This is a genomic window from Mesobacillus sp. MER 48, from assembly GCF_023714225.1.
GTDB lineage: Bacteria > Bacillota > Bacilli > Bacillales > Cytobacillaceae > Mesobacillus > Mesobacillus oceanisediminis_A.
Map to the genome: position 1 here is coordinate 1 of NZ_JAMAUR010000006.1, position 21,017 is coordinate 21,017.

The 21,017-nt window shown below is 44.3% G+C and carries 23 protein-coding genes; 9 read left to right on the forward strand and 14 right to left on the reverse strand.

Going from position 1 to position 21,017, the window contains the following annotated elements:
* Nucleotides 1-836 precede the first annotated feature (836 nt).
* The 8 genes from M3593_RS18145 to M3593_RS18180 all read right to left on the reverse strand — a co-directional run bounded on the left by M3593_RS18145 (nucleotide 837) and on the right by M3593_RS18180 (nucleotide 7,887).
* On the reverse strand, nucleotides 837-1,985 hold the full coding sequence (locus tag M3593_RS18145) for an FAD-dependent monooxygenase (RefSeq protein WP_144478570.1): 1,149 nt from the start codon (nucleotides 1,983-1,985) through the stop codon (nucleotides 837-839).
* A 140-nt stretch (nucleotides 1,986-2,125) separates the two neighbouring features.
* Nucleotides 2,126-2,497: a monovalent cation/H(+) antiporter subunit G gene (gene mnhG, locus M3593_RS18150; RefSeq protein ID WP_144478572.1), complete on the reverse strand. Its 372-nt coding sequence runs from the start codon at nucleotides 2,495-2,497 to the stop codon at nucleotides 2,126-2,128.
* Complete coding sequence (locus tag M3593_RS18155) at nucleotides 2,475-2,765, reverse strand: Na(+)/H(+) antiporter subunit F1 (RefSeq protein WP_144478574.1); 291 nt, start codon at nucleotides 2,763-2,765, stop codon at nucleotides 2,475-2,477. Before M3593_RS18155 ends, mnhG begins: the two co-directional genes overlap by 23 nt.
* Nucleotides 2,765-3,241 carry a Na+/H+ antiporter subunit E gene (locus M3593_RS18160; protein WP_144478576.1) on the reverse strand — a complete coding sequence of 159 codons (477 nt, stop codon included), beginning with the start codon at nucleotides 3,239-3,241 and terminating at the stop codon, nucleotides 2,765-2,767. Before M3593_RS18160 ends, M3593_RS18155 begins: the two co-directional genes overlap by 1 nt.
* 4 nt (nucleotides 3,242-3,245) lie before the next feature.
* Nucleotides 3,246-4,727, reverse strand: coding sequence for a Na+/H+ antiporter subunit D (locus tag M3593_RS18165; protein ID WP_251544936.1), 1,482 nt, complete (start codon nucleotides 4,725-4,727; stop codon nucleotides 3,246-3,248).
* Complete coding sequence (locus M3593_RS18170) at nucleotides 4,720-5,061, reverse strand: Na(+)/H(+) antiporter subunit C (protein WP_144478580.1); 342 nt, start codon at nucleotides 5,059-5,061, stop codon at nucleotides 4,720-4,722. The genes M3593_RS18165 and M3593_RS18170 overlap by 8 nt, the downstream gene beginning before the upstream one ends.
* Nucleotides 5,061-5,483, reverse strand: coding sequence for a Na(+)/H(+) antiporter subunit B (locus tag M3593_RS18175; RefSeq protein ID WP_144478582.1), 423 nt, complete (start codon nucleotides 5,481-5,483; stop codon nucleotides 5,061-5,063). Before M3593_RS18175 ends, M3593_RS18170 begins: the two co-directional genes overlap by 1 nt.
* Nucleotides 5,470-7,887: a Na+/H+ antiporter subunit A gene (locus M3593_RS18180; RefSeq protein ID WP_251544935.1), complete on the reverse strand. Its 2,418-nt coding sequence runs from the start codon at nucleotides 7,885-7,887 to the stop codon at nucleotides 5,470-5,472. The genes M3593_RS18175 and M3593_RS18180 overlap by 14 nt, the downstream gene beginning before the upstream one ends.
* Before the next feature lie 308 nt (nucleotides 7,888-8,195).
* On the opposite strand from M3593_RS18180, the gene M3593_RS18185 reads away from it, so the two are divergent.
* Both M3593_RS18185 and M3593_RS18190 read left to right on the forward strand, forming a co-directional pair.
* Complete coding sequence (locus M3593_RS18185; RefSeq protein ID WP_144478586.1) at nucleotides 8,196-8,399, forward strand: hypothetical protein; 204 nt, start codon at nucleotides 8,196-8,198, stop codon at nucleotides 8,397-8,399.
* A gap of 144 nt (nucleotides 8,400-8,543) precedes the next feature.
* The gene (locus tag M3593_RS18190; RefSeq protein WP_251544934.1) at nucleotides 8,544-9,101 is read left to right on the forward strand and encodes a DUF5366 family protein; all 558 of its coding nucleotides are present in this window, start codon (nucleotides 8,544-8,546) and stop codon (nucleotides 9,099-9,101) included.
* 60 nt (nucleotides 9,102-9,161) lie between these two features.
* On the opposite strand, the gene M3593_RS18195 is transcribed toward M3593_RS18190, so the two are convergent.
* Complete coding sequence (locus M3593_RS18195) at nucleotides 9,162-10,916, reverse strand: transglycosylase domain-containing protein (RefSeq protein WP_251544933.1); 1,755 nt, start codon at nucleotides 10,914-10,916, stop codon at nucleotides 9,162-9,164.
* Between the two features lie 274 nt (nucleotides 10,917-11,190).
* Between M3593_RS18195 and kapD the strand changes: the two genes are divergently transcribed.
* Nucleotides 11,191-11,814, forward strand: a complete 624-nt coding sequence (gene kapD / locus M3593_RS18200; RefSeq protein ID WP_144478592.1) for a 3'-5' exonuclease KapD — start codon at nucleotides 11,191-11,193, stop codon at nucleotides 11,812-11,814.
* A gap of 40 nt (nucleotides 11,815-11,854) precedes the next feature.
* Here the strand turns inward: kapD and kapB are convergent, their stop codons facing one another.
* Complete coding sequence (kapB, locus tag M3593_RS18205; protein WP_144478594.1) at nucleotides 11,855-12,241, reverse strand: kinase-associated lipoprotein KapB; 387 nt, start codon at nucleotides 12,239-12,241, stop codon at nucleotides 11,855-11,857.
* A 104-nt stretch (nucleotides 12,242-12,345) separates the two neighbouring features.
* Here kapB and M3593_RS18210 point away from each other — a divergent pair, with 104 nt between their 5' ends.
* From M3593_RS18210 to M3593_RS18220, 3 genes are all read left to right on the forward strand, one after another.
* Entirely contained in the window at nucleotides 12,346-13,068 is a 723-nt protein-coding gene (locus tag M3593_RS18210) for a peptidylprolyl isomerase (RefSeq protein WP_144478596.1), read from the forward strand.
* A gap of 73 nt (nucleotides 13,069-13,141) precedes the next feature.
* Nucleotides 13,142-13,354, forward strand: coding sequence for a hypothetical protein (locus M3593_RS18215; protein WP_144478598.1), 213 nt, complete (start codon nucleotides 13,142-13,144; stop codon nucleotides 13,352-13,354).
* Between the two features lie 259 nt (nucleotides 13,355-13,613).
* Nucleotides 13,614-14,063: a hypothetical protein gene (locus M3593_RS18220; RefSeq protein ID WP_144478600.1), complete on the forward strand. Its 450-nt coding sequence runs from the start codon at nucleotides 13,614-13,616 to the stop codon at nucleotides 14,061-14,063.
* 54 nt (nucleotides 14,064-14,117) lie between these two features.
* Here M3593_RS18220 and M3593_RS18225 read toward each other — a convergent pair whose 3' ends face one another.
* On the reverse strand, nucleotides 14,118-15,287 hold the full coding sequence (locus M3593_RS18225; RefSeq protein ID WP_144478602.1) for a MalY/PatB family protein: 1,170 nt from the start codon (nucleotides 15,285-15,287) through the stop codon (nucleotides 14,118-14,120).
* A gap of 84 nt (nucleotides 15,288-15,371) precedes the next feature.
* Between M3593_RS18225 and M3593_RS18230 the strand changes: the two genes are divergently transcribed.
* Nucleotides 15,372-15,632, forward strand: coding sequence for a DUF1871 family protein (locus tag M3593_RS18230; protein WP_144478604.1), 261 nt, complete (start codon nucleotides 15,372-15,374; stop codon nucleotides 15,630-15,632).
* A gap of 24 nt (nucleotides 15,633-15,656) precedes the next feature.
* On the opposite strand, the gene M3593_RS18235 is transcribed toward M3593_RS18230, so the two are convergent.
* The 3 genes from M3593_RS18235 to M3593_RS18245 all read right to left on the reverse strand — a co-directional run bounded on the left by M3593_RS18235 (nucleotide 15,657) and on the right by M3593_RS18245 (nucleotide 18,459).
* Nucleotides 15,657-16,514, reverse strand: a complete 858-nt coding sequence (locus M3593_RS18235) for an alpha/beta fold hydrolase (RefSeq protein ID WP_144478606.1) — start codon at nucleotides 16,512-16,514, stop codon at nucleotides 15,657-15,659.
* 250 nt (nucleotides 16,515-16,764) lie between these two features.
* The gene (locus tag M3593_RS18240; protein WP_144478608.1) at nucleotides 16,765-17,022 is read right to left on the reverse strand and encodes a helix-turn-helix domain-containing protein; all 258 of its coding nucleotides are present in this window, start codon (nucleotides 17,020-17,022) and stop codon (nucleotides 16,765-16,767) included.
* Nucleotides 17,023-17,115: 93 nt separating this feature from the next.
* On the reverse strand, nucleotides 17,116-18,459 hold the full coding sequence (locus M3593_RS18245) for a sodium-dependent transporter (protein ID WP_144478610.1): 1,344 nt from the start codon (nucleotides 18,457-18,459) through the stop codon (nucleotides 17,116-17,118).
* Nucleotides 18,460-18,733: 274 nt separating this feature from the next.
* Between M3593_RS18245 and M3593_RS18250 the strand changes: the two genes are divergently transcribed.
* Both M3593_RS18250 and M3593_RS18255 read left to right on the forward strand, forming a co-directional pair.
* The gene (locus M3593_RS18250) at nucleotides 18,734-19,291 is read left to right on the forward strand and encodes an RNA polymerase sigma factor (RefSeq protein ID WP_251544932.1); all 558 of its coding nucleotides are present in this window, start codon (nucleotides 18,734-18,736) and stop codon (nucleotides 19,289-19,291) included.
* Nucleotides 19,284-20,984: a hypothetical protein gene (locus M3593_RS18255; RefSeq protein ID WP_144478614.1), complete on the forward strand. Its 1,701-nt coding sequence runs from the start codon at nucleotides 19,284-19,286 to the stop codon at nucleotides 20,982-20,984. The genes M3593_RS18250 and M3593_RS18255 overlap by 8 nt, the downstream gene beginning before the upstream one ends.
* The last annotated feature ends 33 nt before the right edge of the window (nucleotides 20,985-21,017 follow it).

Below are 21,017 nucleotides of genomic sequence, written 5' to 3' on the forward strand. Positions count from 1 at the left end.
CTCTATATCTGTAGTCACTTCTAGTTGTACATGCATTCTCTCCACCTCAGGTAAAGTATGAATGCATGACACAAAACTGTACATTCTTACGTAATCATTTTTGTACATAATTAAATTAGCATTTCTAAAAACTGGAAAAGCTGTCAAGAAAACATCGTTATTTTGACAGTTCTGAAGATAGAAGGGCAAAAGCTGTCAAGAAAGCAACGTTATTTTGACAGGTCCGGAGGTAGAAGTCGAAAAGTTGTCAAGAAAGCATCGTTATTTTGACAGGTCTGTAGGTAGAAGTCGAAAAGTTGTCAAGAAAGCGTCATTATTTTGACAGGTCTGAAGATAGAAGCCGAAAAGCTGTCAAGAAAGCGTCGTTATTTTGACAGGTCTTAAGGTACAAGCCGAAAAGTTGTCAAGAAAGCGTCGTTATTTTGACAGGTCCAGGGGTAGAAGCCGAAAAGCTGTCAAGAAAGCATCATTATTTTGACAGGTCTTAAGGTACAAGCCGAAAAGCAGTCAAGAAAGCAACGTTATTTTGACAGGTCTGTGAGTAGAAGCCGAAAAGTTGTCAAGAAAGCAACGTTATTTTGACAGGTCCGGAGGTAGAAGCCGAAAAGCTGTCAAGAAACCATCATTATTTTGACAAGTCTGAAGGTATAAGCCGAAAAGCTGTCAAGAAACCATCGTATTTTTGACAGGTATGAAGAGAAACGACAATAATCTGTCAAAAACGAAGGCTGCTTTTCGCAGCTTTCAGCAGGAATCTGGTCATGTATCAGGCTAGTGCTCCCTACTCCTGCCTGATACCAATAGATTGTCCGCCCCTGAAACCTGCACAGTGTCAATCACATTGTTTCCATATCCTCCTCGATTTCAATGATTCGCCGCAGCTTCTCATTGTGGAAGGAGGCTGGTGTCATTTGAAGCAGTTTATTTCGAATGGAGCTGAGAATCGGGAAATCGATTTGTGAGGCCAACCCGTAGATTTTCATTTCATCTTTAATCAGCTTAATCCGTTCTTGTCTGTGCTGAGTGTATTTTTTAAAAGCATTTAACACCGAGTCTTCTTTACTGATCCATTTTGCCAGGTATACTGCATCTTCAATTGCCTGTGAAGCTCCCTGGCCTATGTTGGGCATTGAGGCGTGAGCTGCATCGCCGAGTAATAGAATATTTCCGGATTGCAGGGGTGTTAAGGGGTTCAGTTCATACAAATCGTCGTAAATAATCTGGTTGTTTGGGGTGTTTTCCAGTATTTCCTGGATTGGATCATGATAGTAGAAAAAGTTGAACAATAAGTCGATTGGAGTCCATTCGCGCAGGCTGCTGGCTTCTGGCGATTTTTTTAAGGCATACCAAAAGATTTGCTGGTCTCGTAAAGGAGCGATGCCGAATCTTCCTCTGGCTCCCCAGGTTTCAGTATAGGCAGTGACTTTGAATGGTGCGTATTCGATGATGCCTCGCCAGCAGGAAAAACCTGTGTAGGTAAGTGAGCTGTTTGGAAACATCTTAGAGCGGACGGAAGATGAAGCACCGTCACAGGCAATCAGATAGTCTGATTCTGCGCTGGTGCCATCTTTAAAAAATAATGTAACAGCTTCATCATCTGTAAAATCAGTTACATGCTTTTCTAAATGAAGAGAACCTGGGAGGAGTGCATCCAATAATATCTTTTGAAGGACAGATCGTTGGATGAACAAGTAATTTGGTATAGGGGTGGGAGGCTGGTAATGAAAATTTGCAATGTTGTTCCCAAAGTCGGATTTCAGCAGACAGGCATCCGATTCAAGTCCGTTATTCCGTAATTGGGATCCCAAACCCATGATGTAAAAGGCCCTTATTGCATTACCGCTTAAAATAATTCCTGTATCCGGTTCGTTGACCTTTTTTGCTTTTTCATAAACTTCTGCATGGATTCCATTTTTCTGCAGGGCAATGGCTGTGCATAATCCGCTGATTCCGCCGCCGACGATTGCAATTTTTTCATCCTCCATTTTTCTCCCTCCATTCTGTCAGACTGACTTATCATCTTAACTATACTCCGGTGCTTCTGAGGTTGGTATGGATAAACTTTGAATTTTCCATGTACAAAAAAAGGCCATCAGGGGGATGTACCTGATGGCCTTTCATATCGTTATTTGGATTGATTTTCAGCGATCTCTTTCCGTGCCTTTGCAAGGTCGTCCTGCACAGTACGGTCCGACAGTTTTACCCCGCTGTTATATGCTGCTCTTGAAATCAGATGCCCGGCAACAGGGGATGTAAGGAAGATGAAGCCAATTCCCAACAATAATCGGGAATTAAAATGATCTTCAATTAGCCAAAAATAAAGGAAGGTTCCAAGCAATACAAGCATTACCCCCATCGTGGCACTTTTTGATGCCGCGTGGTTCCTCGTATAAACATCCGGCAGCCTGATAAGCCCGAATGCCGTCACAAGGCTGAGGAATGCGCCGATCAGGATGAATAAGCCTGCAAAAAACTTAACGATCTCCATTTCTGTCATATTCCATGATTACTCCCTTCTCAAGAAACTTTGAAAAGGCGACTGTTCCGATGAATGCCAGGATCCCTATCAGCAGGATGATATCGAGAAATGCACTCGTATCGAGAAGGATTGACACTAAAGCAACCACAGAAACCAGACTGATGCCGATCGCGTCCAGGGCAACTACCCGGTCAGCCACTGTCGGCCCCTTGATAACACGGTAAATCAGGCCTATCATCGCAAGTGATATGAAGGTAACTGAAATCCACATGACGGTATCGAACATTATCGGCTCACCTCCATAATTGCCTTTTCGAACGTATTTTTGATGCTCTGAATCGCTTCGTCCGCATCACTGATGTCCATCGCATGTACATACAGAATCTTATTATCATCAGAGATATCGACGACAAGTGTTCCAGGGGTCAAGGTTATCAAGTTTGCGAGCATTGTAATCTCCCAGTCTTGCTTCAATTCTGTCGGGAATGCGAAGATTCCGGGCTTGATATTGAGCTTGGGCCTTAGAACTGCCTTTAGGACATCGATATTTGAAAGGATTAATTCCCTCGTAAAAATGTAGATCAGTTCTACTACTGCCACTACCCTCAACAAATAAAAACGGGAAGTGAAGAAGCGGCGGAAAATATAAATGATGAGCAGGCCGAAGAAATACCCGACGAAAAACGAAGCCGGGGAGTAGGATGTTTTAAGGAACATCCACACAAAGGCCAGAATGAAATTCAGCAAGATTTGAAAAGCCATCTCATCACTCCTTTAAAACAGCATTGATATAGATTTCCGGATTCGCCAGCGTTTCTGCTGCATTGGATATGACCGGATAAATTGCTTCAGTTCCGAAGCCGTACAGGACAGCGAACGCGGTCAGGACGGCCGGTGCGATGAGCAGCCATTTCACTGGAGCTTTTTCCTCATTCTTATAAGCTCGAGGTGTTCCCCAGAAGCCTCGGATAAATATTTTCATGACGGAAAACAGGACCAGTAAACTAGACATCAGGACAACGAACGCACCAAGATAGCTTTCATTCTCGAAGCCGGATCGGATCAGCATGATTTTACCTGCAAATCCGCTGAGCGGCGGTATTCCTGCGAGTGCCAGCGCAGCGATGAAGAAGGTCCATCCTAAAGCGGGATATCCATTGATCAGACCGCTAATCTTATTCAGGTCACTCGTCCCTGTAATTGCAATGATGATTCCAATCAACAAGAAGAGCGCGGCTTTGATGTTCATGTCATGGATCAGGTAAAACACGGAGCCTGTTAGAGATTCTGGGGTCAGTACAGAGACCCCGAAAAGAATAACCCCGACTGCCACGATAATGTTATAAATGATGATTTTCTTGATGTCCGAATATGCAATTGCTCCGATAGCACCGACGATGATCGTCAGGATGGAAAGAATCTGGAGCAATTGATGCGTATAGCCGGCATCATGGTAAAAGAACAGCGTGTAAGTCCTTGTGATCGAGTAGACACCGACCTTAGTCAGCAATGCTCCAAACAAGGCCATTACTGGTGCAGGGGGTGCAGAATAAGATCCTGGAAGCCAGAAATAAAGCGGGAAAATCGCTCCCTTCAGGCCAAATACAATCAGGAACAATACAGCAATGACCGTAATGATGCCCATGTCTCCAAGTTCGCTGATCCTCACCGAGATATGTGCCATATTCAATGTCCCTACTACTGAGTACAAATAAGCGACTGCGATGACGAACAGTGCTGATGAAATGACGTTAACAAGTATGTATTTTATCGATTCGCGAAGCTGGATTTTCGTCCCGCCCAATACCAGCAGCACATACGAAGACATTAGCATTACTTCGAAAAATACAAACAAGTTGAATATATCCCCTGTTGTAAAGGCACCGTTTACACCTACCAGCAGAAAGTTGACAACCGCATAATAATAAAATTTTTCGCGCGCTTCCCCAATAGATTTAAAGGAATAGAATAAAGCGGCAAGAGCGATGATGCTCGTCGTCAATACAAGCAGGGAGGAAAGCATATCCGATACGAGCGTAATCCCGTAAGGTGCTTCCCAGTTACTGAGGTCCATTGTCTGGATGCCATCTCTATATACATGGTTTGCCAGCATGGAGGCTGCAATAACAGTGATTACCGCGCTTATTGCAGATATCCAGCGCTGGGCCATGATATTTTTTGAGAAAAATATGAGTATAACCCCTGTTATCAGAGGAATTAAGATGGGTAAGATGATTAGATTATTCATGTCCTTCCTTTCCTCTCAAGCGATCCATATTATCCGTTCCAAGCTCCTGATAAGCACGATAGGCCAGCACCAGGAAAAATGCCGTCACACCAAAGCTGATGACGATCGCAGTCAAAATCAGCGCCTGTGGCAGCGGGTCAACGTAGGATTCGGCATGTTCACCCAGCAAAGGGACTGTCCCCCTCTTCAAACCTCCCATTGTTAAAATCAACAAATGGGCTCCATGGCTTAACAGGCCCGTACCAATAATAATCCTGAGCAGGCTTTTCGAAAGCATCAGGTAGGTGGCTGTCATAAATAAGATTCCAATTAGAAATGCCATTAAGATTTCCATTATTCGCTCTCTCCAATCGTTTGAATAATGGTCATTGTCACACCAATGACGACAAGGAAAACTCCGGTATCAAACAATACCGCCGTATGCAGAGATGTTTTGCCGAGGAGCGGCAAATAAACATAAGTATAGGCATGCGTCAGGAATGGCTTATTGAAAAATAAACCTCCTGCTCCAGTTCCGATTGCAAAGATCAGTCCGACCGCGATCAGTTTAATATAATCGACAGGCAAGATTGCCTTGACCGTCTTTATATCAAAAGCCAGCAGCAGGAGGACGATTGCCCCGGATGTCATTAACCCGCCAACGAATCCTCCACCCGGATGGTAATGGCCTGCAAAGAACAGGTGGATAGAAAACAGGATGATGACAAACAAGGTTAACTTCGTGACAGTCTGGAGGATTATATCATTTGTTTTCATCCAATTCTTTCCCCCTAGTCATGCGCAGCTTGATCATCGCGAAAATCCCGAGGGCAGCGATGCCAAGTACGGTAATTTCAAACATTGTGTCAAAGCCGCGGAAATCAACAAGGATGACGTTGACCATGTTTTCGCCGCCAGCTTTTTTATAGGTATTCTCAATATAATAATCCGCAATCGACCCAAACATTTTATTGCTGTGGGCAGATAGGGCAATCATCGTCACGATTGCTCCGACGCCAATTGAAATTACAGCGTTCGTAGCCCTAAAGCGGATTCGCTCTTCGTTCCTTCTGATCTGAGGCAAGTGATAAAACGCGAGCAGGAACAGCGCTACAGAAACCGTTTCGATCACTAGTTGTGTCAGTGCGAGGTCAGGCGCCCGGAAAATGACGAAGAATAGAGCGACTGTATACCCGACAGCACCGAGCAGGATAATTGAAGTCAATCTTGATTTGGCAAATAAAATCATAATCGATGATACAGCAATGATCAGCACCAGTATGACTTCAGTAATGTGGACTGGGGCAATATTGCTGAGATCCATCTTAAATGCATTTTTATAGAAAAGAGTCGAAGCCAGGATCAAAATGAAGAATGAGAAAATATACACTAGATATGACCGGATGAACCCCGTCATATAAGACTTTGTGATATTTTTAGATACCAGCTGGATGGTTTCCAGTCCTCGGTCATATAAATGATTAAGTGCCAGGCGCTCAGGGAATATGCGATAAACGCCTGTCCATTTTGGCAAGAATTTATAAAGCAGAATTCCGATCGCGATGACACCGATCGTCATGAACAATTCAGCTGTCGGTCCGTGCCAGTGTGAAATATGAACATCGAATCCCTCGCCATTTTCAAGCAATGAAGGGAGGATGGCTCCCATGGCTGGCGAAATGATGTTATGAGACAGTACATTCGGAAAAATACCGAAAATGATCACAAGTGATGCAAGAATAACCGGAGAAATCAGCATGCCGATAGGTGCTTCATGCGGTTTCTTTTCCAACTTTTCAGGCTGATACTTGCCAGTGAAGGTTTTGAATACATATATCATGCTGTAAAGGAATGTGAAAACACTTGCGGTCCAGGCAATCACCGGGAACAGGATGCCCCAAGTATCCATATTGAAAATATCCATTTCCGCCACTCGCAGCATCCCTGTAAAGAACATTTCCTTACTCAGGAATCCATTGAATGGAGGAATTCCTGCCATGGAGAAGGTTCCGATAATGGCAAGCGTGAATGTGATTGGCATGAAGTTCATCAAACCGCCAAGCTTGCGGATATCCCTTGTCCCAGTTTCATGGTCGATAATTCCTGTTACCATGAAAAGGCTCCCTTTGAACGTGGCGTGATTGATCAGATGGAAGACAGCGGCAGTGACCGCCACGATAAAATAGCCATCCTTGATCGTGCCATAATGAAGTGCAGCGGCACCAGCTCCAAGAAGCGACATAATCATACCGAGCTGGCTGACAGTTGAGAATGCGAGAATTGCTTTTAAATCAGTCTGTTTTACTGCAGAAAAAGAACCCCAGAACAATGTGAGCACACCGATTCCGGCGACGAGCCATACCCATGTGCCTGAATGGGCAAAAACAGGTGTCATGCGGGCAACAAGATAGATGCCGGCCTTGACCATCGTCGCTGAGTGCAGATACGCACTGACAGGAGTAGGAGCCTCCATGGCATCAGGCAGCCAGATGTGGAACGGGAACTGCGCTGATTTTGTAAAAGCACCGAGCAAAAATAGAATCAAGGTAACGGTGAATAAAGGATGGTTCATGACTTGATTGGACATTTGAATCGTTTCGGAAATGCTGAAGGTCCCTGTGATGATGTAGAGCATCAGGATGCCCCCGAGCATTGATAGTCCCCCGAAAACTGTGATTAGCATCGATTTCTGCGCACCGTAGCGTGAGCGTTCACGATCGTTCCAGTACCCGATCAGCAGGAATGATGAAAAACTGGTCAGCTCCCAGAATGTATAAAGGACGATCAGGTTGTCCGACAAAACGACGCCGAGCATGGCGCCCATGAATAAAAGCAAGTAGACATAGAAGGTATTCAACTTTTCCTTGTCTGGTGACAGATAATAAATCGAATACAGAACAACCAGAGCGCCGATTCCGGTGATCAACAGGGCGAATAACAGCCCAAGGCCGTCAACTTTTAACGTGAAATCAATCCCAAGGGATGAAATCCAGGGCACCGTTTCCATGGCTGTGCCGCCATGGCCAGTGGTACCAATGAACTTCAGGAAGTATGCAAACAGCACGGCCGGCAGCGGCAGCAGGAACCAGCCTGTATGGATACTCTTGAAATACTTATGTATAAATGGAATTAAGATCGCGAGTAAAAGCGGTGATAAAACTGCAAGGTGTAGTAAAGACAAATGATAATACCTCCTTATTTAATTCCAAATTCATGGCTTAACATTATATTTTTTGCCATTTAACCCAACTTCATGCCCCTAACTCACTGTTGTAAAAATTATATCGTAAAAAAGGTGGGGATGCATGTCAACGGCCTTGATAAATCAATGTTTTCTGAATCCAGCACCAGCACGCGGCCTGGTACATCCCTGAATATGCTTCCTTTCAAGACAGCTTTGGGAAGTTTAATTCACTGGCACTTCTTGTCGAATGCTGAATAAAATCCTGATTCTTTCTGCATACTAACAGTGAATAGGGGGGATAAGCCATGGCCCGAAAGCTGATTGTATGTGTTGGGATATTCCTGAGTTTGTTTACGGGGTTCATGTTACTCGAGCAAAGGGACAACAAAGAGTTGTCAAATAAAGGACCTGGAGTGCTGAATGTCCAGCAATCAGATATGGACGAGGTTGAAACAGCTGAATATATTCCATTCGGTTCAAGAGAATACGTCCGGATTGTGCCGCAATAACTCCAACCTGTTCATACGGATGAAAAGCGAAAAGGTTTCAAAAAAATAAAAGTTCCTTTTTGGGGCTTTTTTCTTTTTGTTTTTATTGCCAGCTTTCGCCATTTCTTTCATAATGATTATGAAAGGAATGAGTGAAAAAACATCATGAAAAATGCCTATTTTACAAGTTACTTTCCTTTGATGTCCATCCTGATGTTCAGCCTGGCTCTTTCTGTCCGTACGGAAATAGAGCTGCTGGCAGTCCTGAAAAATGCCGGGATTTATGATGGTATGATGGAATTCTTTTCGGATACAGGCATCAAGCTGTCATTGCTCGCCTTGCTGATGGTCGTTTTTTTTATGGTATTCGCTGCCCTGAAGCTGATTGCCGATACGATTAATGAGGTTAGCCTGTTATTGTTTTCCGTAGATTACGAGGGAGAAAGCCTGAAATTCATCCGCAAAGGAGCCGTCATTTATTTTGCAGGCGGGATTGCAGCGCTTGTCAGCTTCTTCAGTTTCATCGGGATCGGAGCCATATTCTTTTTAGCCACGATGATTTATTTCATTTATTTTGTCTACAAAATCAGTCCCAAACTCACAATGGCAGGATTGATCGGAACCGTCTTCTTTCAGACCATCCTTTGGAGCACCCTCGTGCTTGGTGTAGTGTACCTGGCGGTAAAAGTATATAACAGCCTGCTTGCAAGCTTGCCGATTTAAGTGCCGAACCATTCATTTGGTCGGTATTTTTTATATGAAAAAACCGGGCTGAGGCCCGGTTTATTTTTTCATGATATCACGCCAGATCAAAAGGTGCGGGGACTGATTGTTGATGGCCTCCATGCTTTGCGGCTGGTCTTTGCCGACCCACACGCCTGCGGTAAATGGACCATTGAATCCGACAAACCAGAAATCATGGTAATCATTTGTCGTCCCCGTCTTCCCGCCAGCTTCTGGTCCTGCACCTGCAGCTTTTCTGGCTGTTCCCGAGGAAACAGTCTTTTTCATGAGCGTCCGAACTTTTTCGATGGTGCTTGGATTCCATACCTGAACAGGTTGCTCATCCCATTTATAAAGAACTTCGCCTGCCTGATTGGTTACTTTAACGATGGCCCTTGGATTCAGAAAAATTCCTTTGTTGCTGAATACCGTATAAGCAGATGTCAGCTCAAGCGGACTTACCCCAGTCGTGAATCCTCCTACTGCCGCTGCGAGTACATGATCCTGGTTTGTTACATTTTTAAATTTGAAAGGCTGCAGGTCACTGAACGCTTCGTCAATGCCTACTTGCTGCAAAACCCTTATGGCAGGGGTGTTGTACGAATGGGTGAATGCTTTTTCAAGCGAAACCATCCCATAGGTTGAACCTCCATAGTTTTTTGGGCAATACCCCTTTATGCAAAGAGAGCCCCCATTGATTTTAGAATCGGTGTTCACATCAAATCTTTCAAAATAGGGTGCATACACAAGGAGCGGTTTGATGGCCGAACCCGGCTGGCGGAACGCCTGGAATGCCCGATTGAAATCGCCGCTTTGATATTTTTTTCCTCCCGCCAGGGCAACGATCCTGCCGTTCTCATGGTTTATAACGGCTGCGGCAGCCTGGACCGATGCATCCGGCAAATGAGCCGAGAGTGCCTGGACTGCCTGTGTCTGCCTATCAATATCAAGGCTGGTGTGGATGCTCACACCTGAGCGAAGCAAATCTTCAATCTTCAGGCTTAACTCCTCCGGATCCTGTATGTTCTCCTGTTGGGCAATCAATTCCCTCATTTCGAAAAGCGCGTATGAAGAATAATCAGGATAGAGATTTTTACGGGAATCGACCTTCAGCTTAATAGGCTCCTTTTTCAGCTCCTCTGCTTTTTCCGCCGTAATTTTTTCGAATTGCGCAAGCTGGTCGATCAGCCGTTCCTGCCGCTCTTTTGTCTGTTTGAAATGCTTTAGAGGATTATAATATGTTGGGTTATTTGGAATCGCGGCAAGAAATGCCTGCTCACTTTCTGATAGCTCCGCCGGCACTTTCTTAAAATAGAAATCAGCGGCAGCCTTGATGCCATACGCATTATTATGAAAGTAAATCGCATTCAAATATTGTTCGAGAATCTCTTTTTTTGAAAAAGTCCTCTCCAGCTGGTATGCATATAAAACCTCGCTCAGTTTCCGGTTGTACGATTCATGATGGTTCAAATACTGGTTCCTGGCCAGCTGCTGGGTAATTGTGCTTGCACCCTGCTGAATTCCATCTGCCTGCATGTTGATGGCGAGAGCGCGGCCAATTGCCGGCAGGTCAAAACCTGGATGTTTTTCAAAATTCCGGTCCTCAGAAACTATGAACACATCTTTTATAAAATCTGGTATTTCATTTCCCTTTGCATAACTCCGGTTCATCGGCCGGTAAATCTCCGTTATGACCTCGCCGTTTCCTGCAAGGATGAAACTCGTTTCGGAAAGCTTGGTCTCCGCCAGGTCAATCTCTTCATCCAATGTTTTGTTGAAGCTGACAGCCTTGCCTGCTTCTGTATAAGTTAACATGACCACCGCCATGAAAGCGGGAACCAAAAGAAATATCATTAGATAGCCTGTGAAAATGCGCACGGTGCTTCCTTTCTTCCTTCAGAATGTTTTCCTGTTACTCCTCATAATATCGGAACCTGGGATGAAATTATTTACTTCTTAAAAATGACAAGCTTAAAATGCAGAAAATTAAAAAATTTACAAAGAAACGTGCTATAATAGAAAAAATAATGCAGCGAAAAGCATATAATGGTTACATACAACTACTGGCTTTTCAGAAAGTTGGGGAAGCATGAGCGAAAAGGAAAGGACAACATTATTTATTGATTTTGAGTTCACGATGCCTGACAGGAACAGCAAAAGACGGGGATTTTACCAGGAAATCATCGAAGCTGGGGCAGTCCTGGTGGAGAACAATAAGGTGGTAGAACAATTTTCATCTTATGTAAAACCAATGCGGTTTCCGATTTTGACAGAACGCTGCCGTTCATTCCTGAATATTTCCCAGGAACAGGTGAACTCTGGAATTACCTTCAAGGATTTGGCTGAAAAGCTGAAATTGCTTGGCGGGAACAAAAATTGCCAGGTCGTGACCTGGGGGAATATGGACATGAAGGTGCTGCAGCAAAACTGTCAGCAGGCTTCGGTCGCTTTTCCGTTGCCTGGGAAGCAAATTGATCTTTCAATGGAGTATAAGCGTTTCTTTGGCGACCAGAATCAGACGGGTCTTTGGAAGGCAGTGCAGGAATATGGAAGGGAAGGGACCGGGAAACATCACCGCGCCCTGGATGATGCGCTGACGACCTACCATATTTACAAGCTCGTAGAGAAAGACAAACAATATCTTCAGAAGCCTGAACCCGCAACAATCGGGGACATGGTCGATTTTTCCAAGTTGCTCAATAAATTCGCATAAAAAAGCCAGATTGGAATAAACAATCTGGCTTTTGGCGTTATCACTGGTTTTTAAAATAATCCTTCTCAAGGGAGTCCAGGTTTCTCAGGCTTTGCTGTGCCCAGGCGGAATCATCGCCTTCGAGCTCAGAACGGAGCTTGCCTGTCGCTTCTTTTAGAGACTCTAGATAATCCGGAATTTCACCCTCGAACGGCTTGACCATTTTTTCCGGGATATTTGCTTGTTCGCGGAAGGAAAGTGCCTTCCTTTCGTGGAAAAAACCTACCGCTGCATCCTTGGGATTGTGAAGGTCGCCCTGCATTGGGTGTTTTGCAACAGCCAAAACTCGGACAAGATAATGCTGCGGGCGCCGTTCCGTGATTTCACCAATATACTTACCGGTTTTATAAATGGCGGTTACCTGATCGCCAATATTCAATTCAGCCATAAAGATGCCCCTTTCGGAATCTTGGATTTCTTTCATTATAGCAAAAATCAAAGATGCAAAACATTTTGCAATCGTATAAAGTGTCTATAGGAGGGATACATATAATGACTAAAAAAATAATGGCAGTACTCTTTGTGATGATGCTGGTTCTTGCTGGCTGCGGCACGGCGGGTGAGAAGCAAGAAGCAGACAAGCAGAAGGAAGAAACGACGAATGGCGGACAAGCAGCCGATGAAAATCTCGACTACCCTCAAGCGAATGCAGAAGTCCAGGAAAATGAGCGGCTTGTTGAAATGGTCACCTCGATGGGGAAAATCAAAATCAAGCTTTTCCCTGAGCAGGCGCCAAAAGCAGTTGAAAACTTTATCAAGCATAGTGAAGAGGGTTACTATGAAGGAGTTACATTCCACCGCGTTATAGATGGGTTCATGATTCAGGGCGGGGATCCTGAAGGAACTGGAGCTGGCGGTGAGAGCATTTATGGAGATCCATTCGAAGACGAGTTTTCAAGAGAACTTTTTAATATCCGCGGTGCATTGTCAATGGCAAATGCAGGTGCAAACACGAACGGAAGCCAATTTTTCATCGTCCAGAATAAAGAGTTGGATCCAAGCTTACCGGAACAAATGAAGGAAGCAGGCTATCCAGAAGAGGTACTTAAGATGTATGAAAATGGAGGTACCCCACATCTGGACGGCAAACATACGGTTTTCGGCCAGGTAATCGAAGGCATGGATGTCGTTGACAAGATCGCTTCTGTCCCAACAGGTGCCGGGGACAAGCCGGAAAAAGACGTTGTAATCGAAAAAATCAATGTACTGAAGTAGGCAATTGTTTGCGGTTGGACGAAACACCAAACCTTGCTATAATGTTTGGAGAGCTGATGAAAGGAAGATGAGAATGAGTAAGTGGTTTGTCATCTCATTGTTTTTATATTTTCCGGAAGATAAAACAGAATACATTCCCGCCGCAATCACTTCACTCGTTTTCCTGATCGGGGCCATCCTGACGATGCGATTCATCATCAAAGTATCGAAGAAAGAAGCCCAGAAAGCAAAGGAACACGAGCGGGCAGTCATGAAGCGAATGAATGATACAAATGAGAACAGCTGATTCAATGGCTGTTCTTTTTTGCGGGTGAAAAATTGGTAAAAATCGAGTGAAATTTCCAGTTCGCGGAATTCAGTCTGTTTTTCGCGGAATTAAGCGCCGACTTCGCGGGATTATTAACTATTTTCACGAAAAAAAGGCAATTATCTTGTTTCGAAAAGGTTTAACTCATTAAAAATTGGGGTAAAACTCATCTTTTCATTATTTTACTAAAACGTTATAATACAATTTATATTCTAAAAATCAAGAGTAGGGGTATAAATTGAAGAACTTACAGATAGAGAAGATTGTTGAACGAATTCTTGTCCAATCTGGCAGCAGTGTGAAAGTTGAACTTGAGGATTTTTTCCCAGGAGACCGGTTTGCGGGCGGGAAATATAACTTTGGCAGTCATACGATTACTTTATATATTGAAGAGATCAAGGCGCAGTGCCTGCAGCTTTTTTCCTCTTTGGACCAGTATGAAAATTATCTTGCCGTTGTTTTCGCGCATGAGATCGGACATGCTGAGGACCGTGAACTTGCAGAATTGATTCAGAAGATGGATGGAACCACTAATGATGTTTCGAAAAAGGGGATTGCCCTTCAGATTGAGATGAATGCCTGGGATTTTGCCCGGACGCTGATACCGTCAAAGCTTCATCCTTTCATGGACACCATCATCCACTATTCCCTCCAGCCATATTATGAAGCGCTTGAAGTGAGCGCATAAAAATGGAGCCAGCCTGATATAGGTGGCTCCATTGCTTATATCGTGCCTAAAAATCTAACTGAATGCCTTCTTCAATCTTTCGAGTCCTTCATATAAGGTTTCCCGCGGACAGGCGAGGTTCATCCGGACGAAGCCTTCACCGCCTTCGCCATATTTCGTTCCTGGTTCCAGGCCCAGTTTTCCTTTCTCCAAAAGCTGATTTTTGATTTCCTCGTCGCTCAAACCAAGCTCGCGGCAGTCGATCCAGAGAAGGTAAGTGGCATCGGCCTTCATTGGTTTGAGTGCTGGCAGATGTTCAGCAATAAAGTCAGTCGTGATTTTCATATTCTCATCAAGGTAGACAAGCAGCTGCTCAAGCCATTCTTCTCCGTACCGGTAGGCCGCTTCCATTCCTGCGATCCCAAAGGTGTTCAATGTGAAAAAGCCCTGCTGCTCCTGTAATTCCTTGAACTTTGCCTTCAGCTCCTTGTTCGGTATCAGGACTGCAGATGCCTGAAGCCCGGCAAGGTTGAAGGTTTTGCTTGGCGCGATGAATGTAGTCGTAATCTCCCTGAATTCTTCCTTGATCGAAGCGATGGGAATATGGACATTTGGCTTGAACACCAAATCTGAATGGATTTCATCGGAAACAATCAGAACATCATGCTTTACGCACAGGTCACCGATTTTCTCCAGTTCATCCTTCGTCCATACCCTTCCACCAGGATTATGCGGGTTGCAGAGGATAAAAAGTTTCACGCCATCCTGCAGCTTGGCTTCAAAGTCGGCAAAGTCCAATTCAAAGCGTCCGTTTTCAACCAATAAATTCGAAGTAACCAGGGTGCGGTCGTTATTTTTAACCATGTTGAAAAATGGTGTGTACACAGGGGAGTGAACGAGCACCTTATCACCTTTTTCCGTATAAGCGCGGATCGCCGTGCTGATCGAAGGGACGACGCCTTCGCTGAAAAGGATGGATGATTTCTTGAATTCACAGTCATGGCGCTTTTTCATCCAGTCCTGGATTGTCTCTGTCACAGACATCGGGACAAAAGTATATCCGAATATTCCGTGGTCAATCCGGTTTTTTAAAGCATCGGTGACCGCCTGGGGAGGGTGGAAATCCATATCTGCAACCCACATTGGCAGGACATCGTCTATGCCAAACACTTTTCCGACAGCATCCCATTTTACTGAATGCGTATTGTTCCGGTCGATTACCTTATCAAAAACTTTATTTTCCATATGTACGCACCGCCTTTTTCCTGAAAATTTATCTGACACTAAACTTATGATAAAATATTTTTAAAAAATAATCAGGTGATTGGATTGGAATCGAGAGAACTTAGCTATAAATTAATAGATGTTTTGAACAAATGGGATCCATTCAAAGTCGGAGAAGGCCAGTTTGATCCGGAAATTGCTGACATTCTCCAGGCTGTTCATGATTATAACGAAGCGAATAAAATCGCCGGAAGGATTCAGTCTGTTTTCGAGTTTTCTTTCGAACAGGTCCTGCCATATGATCAATGCCTGGCAATCGCAAACACTTTACTTGCCATCAAGAATGAAGATGTATGCTCTTTATAAGAGCCACGAACAAAACGGCAGCCATCAGCGGCTGCCGTTTGCTGTTGCTTCTTCAACTATTTCCTCTACAGCAATGAATCGATTGATAAGCTGATGCACATCCTCAGGCCGCTCCTCGGGGACAAGGTGGCCGGTCTCCTTTAAGATGAAAAGCTCGGAATGCTTCAGATCCTTGTTCAGTTTCCTGCCGATTCGCACCGGAACCACTTTATCATGCTCCCCCCATATGAGCAGGCATGGAGCTTCTATTTTTCTCAGTTCTTCGGCAGAAAGATCTCCTTCACGGTGCCTGATCATCATCGTCAACGCTTTGAATATATCATCTTCCAGAAAAGGCGTAAGATACCCATACAGCATTTCATCATTGATCATCGAATGATCATAGACGACGTTCTGCAGGTTTTGCTTCACTCCCGAGCGGGCCAGATGGAACTTTACATAAAGGTGGAAATAAGGAATGTAGCTGGACAGGACCAGTGGCAGACTCGCCTTTTTTAAATAACCTGAACTGCAGAGAAGGATCCCCTTTTTCGCATGATCTGGATGATGCAGCAGGATATTCATGGCGATTTGTCCGCCCATTGAGTGGCCAACGACATTGAACTCATGGATTCCTAAGGATTTCATCAACTCCACTACTGTCGCGGCCAGGTTCTCATAGGAATATTTAAAACTCGATAGCTTGCCGCTTTTTCCAAAAGGAGGAAGGTCGACGGATATGACGTTATAATCTTCTTTCAGCAGCGGGATCAAATGCCTGAAGCTGAAAGAGGAAGAAAGAAAACCATGGAGCAGAACCAGGCTTTCTTTAGCGTCAGGGTTATGATAGTGCTCATAATAAAGATCGATTCCTCTTACTGTCTTATTCCTGGCGAATTCCATCGGCTTTCACTCCTGACATTATGAACGAATTGAGATAGGTATGTTCTTTATTTTCCCCGCGAATCGAAAGTTCACACAAAAAATTGCCCGGAAAACAAAAAAAGATGGACACCATTACTGGTATCCATTAAAAAGGGGGGAATACTAGAAAGCCTTATGTGATTAGGATAGCCAGTTTGGCAGAATCATATACCTTATTGTCTAAAGTTTTTGGCAAGAAAAAAATAAGCAGGCATTCATCTTAGCCTGCTCACGTTTCTTTTAATAAACTGGTTGGTTTTTGTCCTAGTTCTGGCGGTGCAGCGTAATAAATGTCTCCCATGAGCACAGATGCTGGGACATCAAGGGCTGTAGAAATCTTCAAAATCGTCTGAGAGTTAGGTGTTTGCTCGCCGCTTTCGTATCTTTGGATTGTTTGGGTACCTACCCTGATTTTTAAAGCGAGCTCCTCCTGGGAAACTCCGGCTCGTTCACGGCACACTTTGATATTCTGTCCAATTGCAGTCATCGCTCTTCACCTCCAAAAATAATACATCTCTTACTATAATTTTATCACTAAATTTTTGAAAATATCGACAATAATGTGAACGTTTTCTTAACTTTAGATTATACCAATCGACTGTAAGAAAACAAAGCCGATTCCAATAGGCACGATGTAGCGAATCAAGAAGTACCATACCTTGAAAAGTACCGGATTGTTACCGGTGCCTTCCTCAAGTTCATTCCTGACCAATTTCCTCGGCAGCACATATCCGACGAAAATGGCGATGAAAAATGCTCCAAGCGGCAGGGCAATATTGCTTGTCAGGAAGTCGGCAAGGTCAAAGAACGTTTTTCCGAAAAACTTCACTTCCGATAGGACACCAAAGGACAGGGCATTTGGTATTCCAGCAACAAACACGAGCATCCCGCCAATCCAGGCAAATTTTTTCCGTTTGGCTTTATCGCCCTTGGAGAGGACGGCAACGATAATTTCAAGGATTGAAAAAGCGGATGTGAGCGTTGCGAATAACAGCAGAACCAGGAAAACCGTCAAGAACAATCCGCCAAAAGCCAATTGATCAAAAACCGCTGGCAGCACGACAAAAGCAAGGCCAGGACCTGCTTCGGGTTCAAAACCAAGCGCGAATACTGCCGGGAAAATTACCAGTCCGGCAAGCAAGGAGATCAGGATATTCAAGCCGACGACTGAAAAAGCTGATTTAGCGAGACTTTCGCCTTTGGGAAGGTAGGAAGCGTATGTCACCATGACAGATAGCCCGACACTCAATGCGAAAAAGGACTGTCCCAGGGCCATCAGGATGGTCTGCCCTGTTACAGCGGACCAATCAGGCTTCAGGAAAAATTCAACCCCGTCCATGGCTCCATCGAGTGTCAATGATCGGATCGCAAGGATGATGAACAGGATGAACAGAGATGGCATCATGTACTTGCTCGCTTTTTCAATCCCCTGTTGGACACCGCCCTGCACAACCCAGATGGTCATCACAAGGAATAATAGCTGAACAGCGACCGCTTCAACAGGATTTGAAATCGTCTGTTCGAACGCGGCTCCGTATTCTGCCTGGGTCAGCCCCGAAAGAGATCCGGTAAAGCTGCGGGCCAGATAGGACAAGATCCAGCCACCAACGACACTATAGAAAGAAAGAATCAGGAAGGAAGCAACAACACCGCCATATCCCAGCAATGGCCACAGGCTTTTCGGCGCGAGATGCTTATAGGACATGACCGCATCCTTTTGGGTATTCCGGCCAATGATGAATTCAGCCAGCAAAATCGGTGCTCCTATGAATATAGTCATCAGAAGGAAGAATACGAGGAAAACTCCGCCTCCATTGGTTCCTGCCATATAAGGAAATTTCCAAATTGCCCCGAGTCCAATGGCCGACCCCGCGGCTGCCAGAATGAACCCGAGCTTAGAAGTCCATTGTTCGTGCTTGTTCATAAGAAAACTCCTTTAATAGTCTGAATATTTATATTGTCTGACAAAATAAAAAAATACCTTTTCATGTTACTATTTTTTCAGGAAAAAGCATAGCATTTTCAGATTTTAAACATTTATTAAGCTTTTTGTTATTTTTTTGAAACAAAAACCTAAATCCGCCGTTTTATAGGTAAAGCATTCACATTGTAACTGCGTGACGCAATCGGCCGCAGCCGTCCCAGAATAACCATGTGAAGCACCTGATTAAAGATACGTAGAAGTTTGGGGGAGCCAAATGAATGATGATGAATTAGTATTCCGGTCCCGGAACGGAAATATGCAGGCGTTTGCGGAGCTGATTGATATCCACACTCCGACCGTCCGCCGCTTTGCTTTCCAGCTCGGAAACAAATATGACGATATAGATGATATCACACAGGAAGTGTTTGTCAGGGTCTATCGTTTCCTCGACCAGTTTTCGCACGCAAAATTCACCACATGGCTTTATAAAATCACCTTGAATGTAACGAGGGATTTTTCCCGGAATAAGCAAAGGCAGATCAAGAAGGTCCTGAAAATCGGCAAGGAAAGGACATATAACGGGAAGACAGCAGAGGAAAGCATCCTCCGCTTTGAAGAGGACAAGGTACTTCATGAGTGCATCCAGAAGCTCGATGAGAAGTATCGCATTCCGATCATTCTCTTTTATTTTCACGATAAAAGCTATGACGATATCGCTGAGATTACCGGCACTTCGCTCGCAAATGTAAAGACCAGGATGATGAGAGGCAAGGAACATTTAAAGAAGCTGCTTACACTGGCTGAGAAGAAGGAAGGTGAAAACCATGGATGATCAATTATTGGAAAAGCGGCTGGACAGCCTGAAAAAAGCATACGACGAGATGCCTGAAGAGGAAAACCGTTCAGCAATCCTGGCGGCCATCAAAAAAGACCAGAAGAAGCATACAAAGCAAAAGTGGTTTCACTTGCCATATGCCGCCAGCTTTATCGGCGTCGGCATGATCGCCGGAGTCCTGATGATGCAATATATCGGGGAGCAGGAACCTTCTGAAGAGAAAACAGAACAGCACCAGGCAGCCCCCGGTGAAAATAGTTCCCGTGAGCTGAAAAAATCAGAAGTGAAAATCATATTTGATGAGTTGCGGCAATACCATGCAAAAAAAGTTGCCAAGACGAAAGCGGCCCTAGGATTTGGTGCAGGGTTCGAAAAGTACCTTTATCCATCCATTGCTGAGGATATTGAATCAGTCGAAAATGAATATTTGACCTATCTCGAAGACCATGATCCCAAAGATTTGACAGATACGAAGCAGGCTTTAATAAACCAGATTGACGAGTCGTTCATTCTTCCATCGGAAATCATTGACCGCATTGAAAAGCATGACAAGGCTATGAGCGTTGAAGAGGAATTCCCCCTTCTTTCCCAGCTTGATTCATTTAACGGTGCCTATCTTTACGGAATGGTATTTTACGAGTGGGATATCAAAGAGGCCATCGAGAAGGAAGGACTGGAAGCTGTAGTAGAAAAAATGAATGCCGGCGGAAAAGGGCTTGAAAATCAGGATTTGAGAAAGATGGCGGCAGGGGCAGTGGCCAATGGCTATGCATTCCGGGAAGAAGACGGGAAACTGATGCCTTATGTTAACTTTAAGGATATTGCAGACCGCCTCCGCGGCAAGGTTGATGACGACTATGCGATGTATCTTGAATTGAAGAGCAACAGAATCCATGACAGGATGGGGAAAGTGATTTCCTATAAAAATTATGCAGATGTCTTGGTGAAGCTTGAAAAAGCAATTGGCACAATGGAGGATGGAAAAATCAAGGATATCCTTTGTGATGAGGCGCAATCGCTTTATGTCCAGTTTGCGGCAGGTTCGCCAGGAAATTCGATATATGGTGACAACAAGTTTCTCAAAGACGAGGTGAAAGAAGCCTATTTATACCTGATGGATTCCTATCCAGAGACCGACACAGCAACAGCTATGAAAGAAGTTTATGACAAGATGGAAGCAAAGCAGTTCCAGCAGCCAACAGATGAATTGGAAATAAAATTGAATCTGATTTATCCGTTGTATATGAAGATTCCGTCGAATCTGAAGGCAGAGGATATAATTAACAGCAAGATACTGCCGATTCCGGATTCCCTGCTGTCCAGCTACAAGGAATTCGCTGCCAAGAAAAATTTCAATATCCTGAAACATTATGGCCCGTTTGAAATCATGCAATTGTATTTCCATGCTGACCAAGTCGGGGATTATGAGACAAAGTACGCATTATACAGCAGGCAAAGCACCCTCCCGCCAAAAGAACAATATATAAAAGAAAGGGAGGAAGCCGAACCTGGTATGAATCTAAGTAAAATATTGAAAGGGTATCAGTTCGCTTCGCTATACCATCCAGCAGATGATCCGGAAAAAGTCATCGGCATCCAGCTTCATTACTCAGACCGTACAGATGGTCCAGTCTTCCAGATGGTTCAGGAGGATGGCTTCTGGAAAGTACAATATATGCCAATCCAGTAAGAGGGTATGGAAACACTCACATATTGAATTAAC

Coding starts and splice junctions, on each gene's coding strand:
- M3593_RS18255 (WP_144478614.1), top strand. CDS start 19,284: ATGGATGATCAATTATTGGAAAAGCGGCTGGACAGCCTGAAAAAAGCA.
- M3593_RS18225 (WP_144478602.1), bottom strand. CDS start 15,287: ATGGAAAATAAAGTTTTTGATAAGGTAATCGACCGGAACAATACGCAT.
- M3593_RS18165 (WP_251544936.1), bottom strand. CDS start 4,727: ATGAATAATCTAATCATCTTACCCATCTTAATTCCTCTGATAACAGGG.
- mnhG (WP_144478572.1), bottom strand. CDS start 2,497: ATGACAGAAATGGAGATCGTTAAGTTTTTTGCAGGCTTATTCATCCTG.
- kapD (WP_144478592.1), top strand. CDS start 11,191: ATGAGCGAAAAGGAAAGGACAACATTATTTATTGATTTTGAGTTCACG.
- M3593_RS18145 (WP_144478570.1), bottom strand. CDS start 1,985: ATGGAGGATGAAAAAATTGCAATCGTCGGCGGCGGAATCAGCGGATTA.
- M3593_RS18210 (WP_144478596.1), top strand. CDS start 12,346: ATGACTAAAAAAATAATGGCAGTACTCTTTGTGATGATGCTGGTTCTT.
- M3593_RS18250 (WP_251544932.1), top strand. CDS start 18,734: ATGAATGATGATGAATTAGTATTCCGGTCCCGGAACGGAAATATGCAG.
- M3593_RS18195 (WP_251544933.1), bottom strand. CDS start 10,916: ATGTTAACTTATACAGAAGCAGGCAAGGCTGTCAGCTTCAACAAAACA.
- M3593_RS18215 (WP_144478598.1), top strand. CDS start 13,142: ATGAGTAAGTGGTTTGTCATCTCATTGTTTTTATATTTTCCGGAAGAT.
- M3593_RS18155 (WP_144478574.1), bottom strand. CDS start 2,765: ATGTTCGATACCGTCATGTGGATTTCAGTTACCTTCATATCACTTGCG.
- M3593_RS18175 (WP_144478582.1), bottom strand. CDS start 5,483: ATGAAAACAAATGATATAATCCTCCAGACTGTCACGAAGTTAACCTTG.
- M3593_RS18240 (WP_144478608.1), bottom strand. CDS start 17,022: ATGACTGCAATTGGACAGAATATCAAAGTGTGCCGTGAACGAGCCGGA.
- M3593_RS18160 (WP_144478576.1), bottom strand. CDS start 3,241: ATGGCTTTTCAAATCTTGCTGAATTTCATTCTGGCCTTTGTGTGGATG.
- kapB (WP_144478594.1), bottom strand. CDS start 12,241: ATGGCTGAATTGAATATTGGCGATCAGGTAACCGCCATTTATAAAACC.
- M3593_RS18185 (WP_144478586.1), top strand. CDS start 8,196: ATGGCCCGAAAGCTGATTGTATGTGTTGGGATATTCCTGAGTTTGTTT.
- M3593_RS18245 (WP_144478610.1), bottom strand. CDS start 18,459: ATGAACAAGCACGAACAATGGACTTCTAAGCTCGGGTTCATTCTGGCA.
- M3593_RS18190 (WP_251544934.1), top strand. CDS start 8,544: ATGAAAAATGCCTATTTTACAAGTTACTTTCCTTTGATGTCCATCCTG.
- M3593_RS18170 (WP_144478580.1), bottom strand. CDS start 5,061: ATGGAAATCTTAATGGCATTTCTAATTGGAATCTTATTTATGACAGCC.
- M3593_RS18235 (WP_144478606.1), bottom strand. CDS start 16,514: ATGGAATTCGCCAGGAATAAGACAGTAAGAGGAATCGATCTTTATTAT.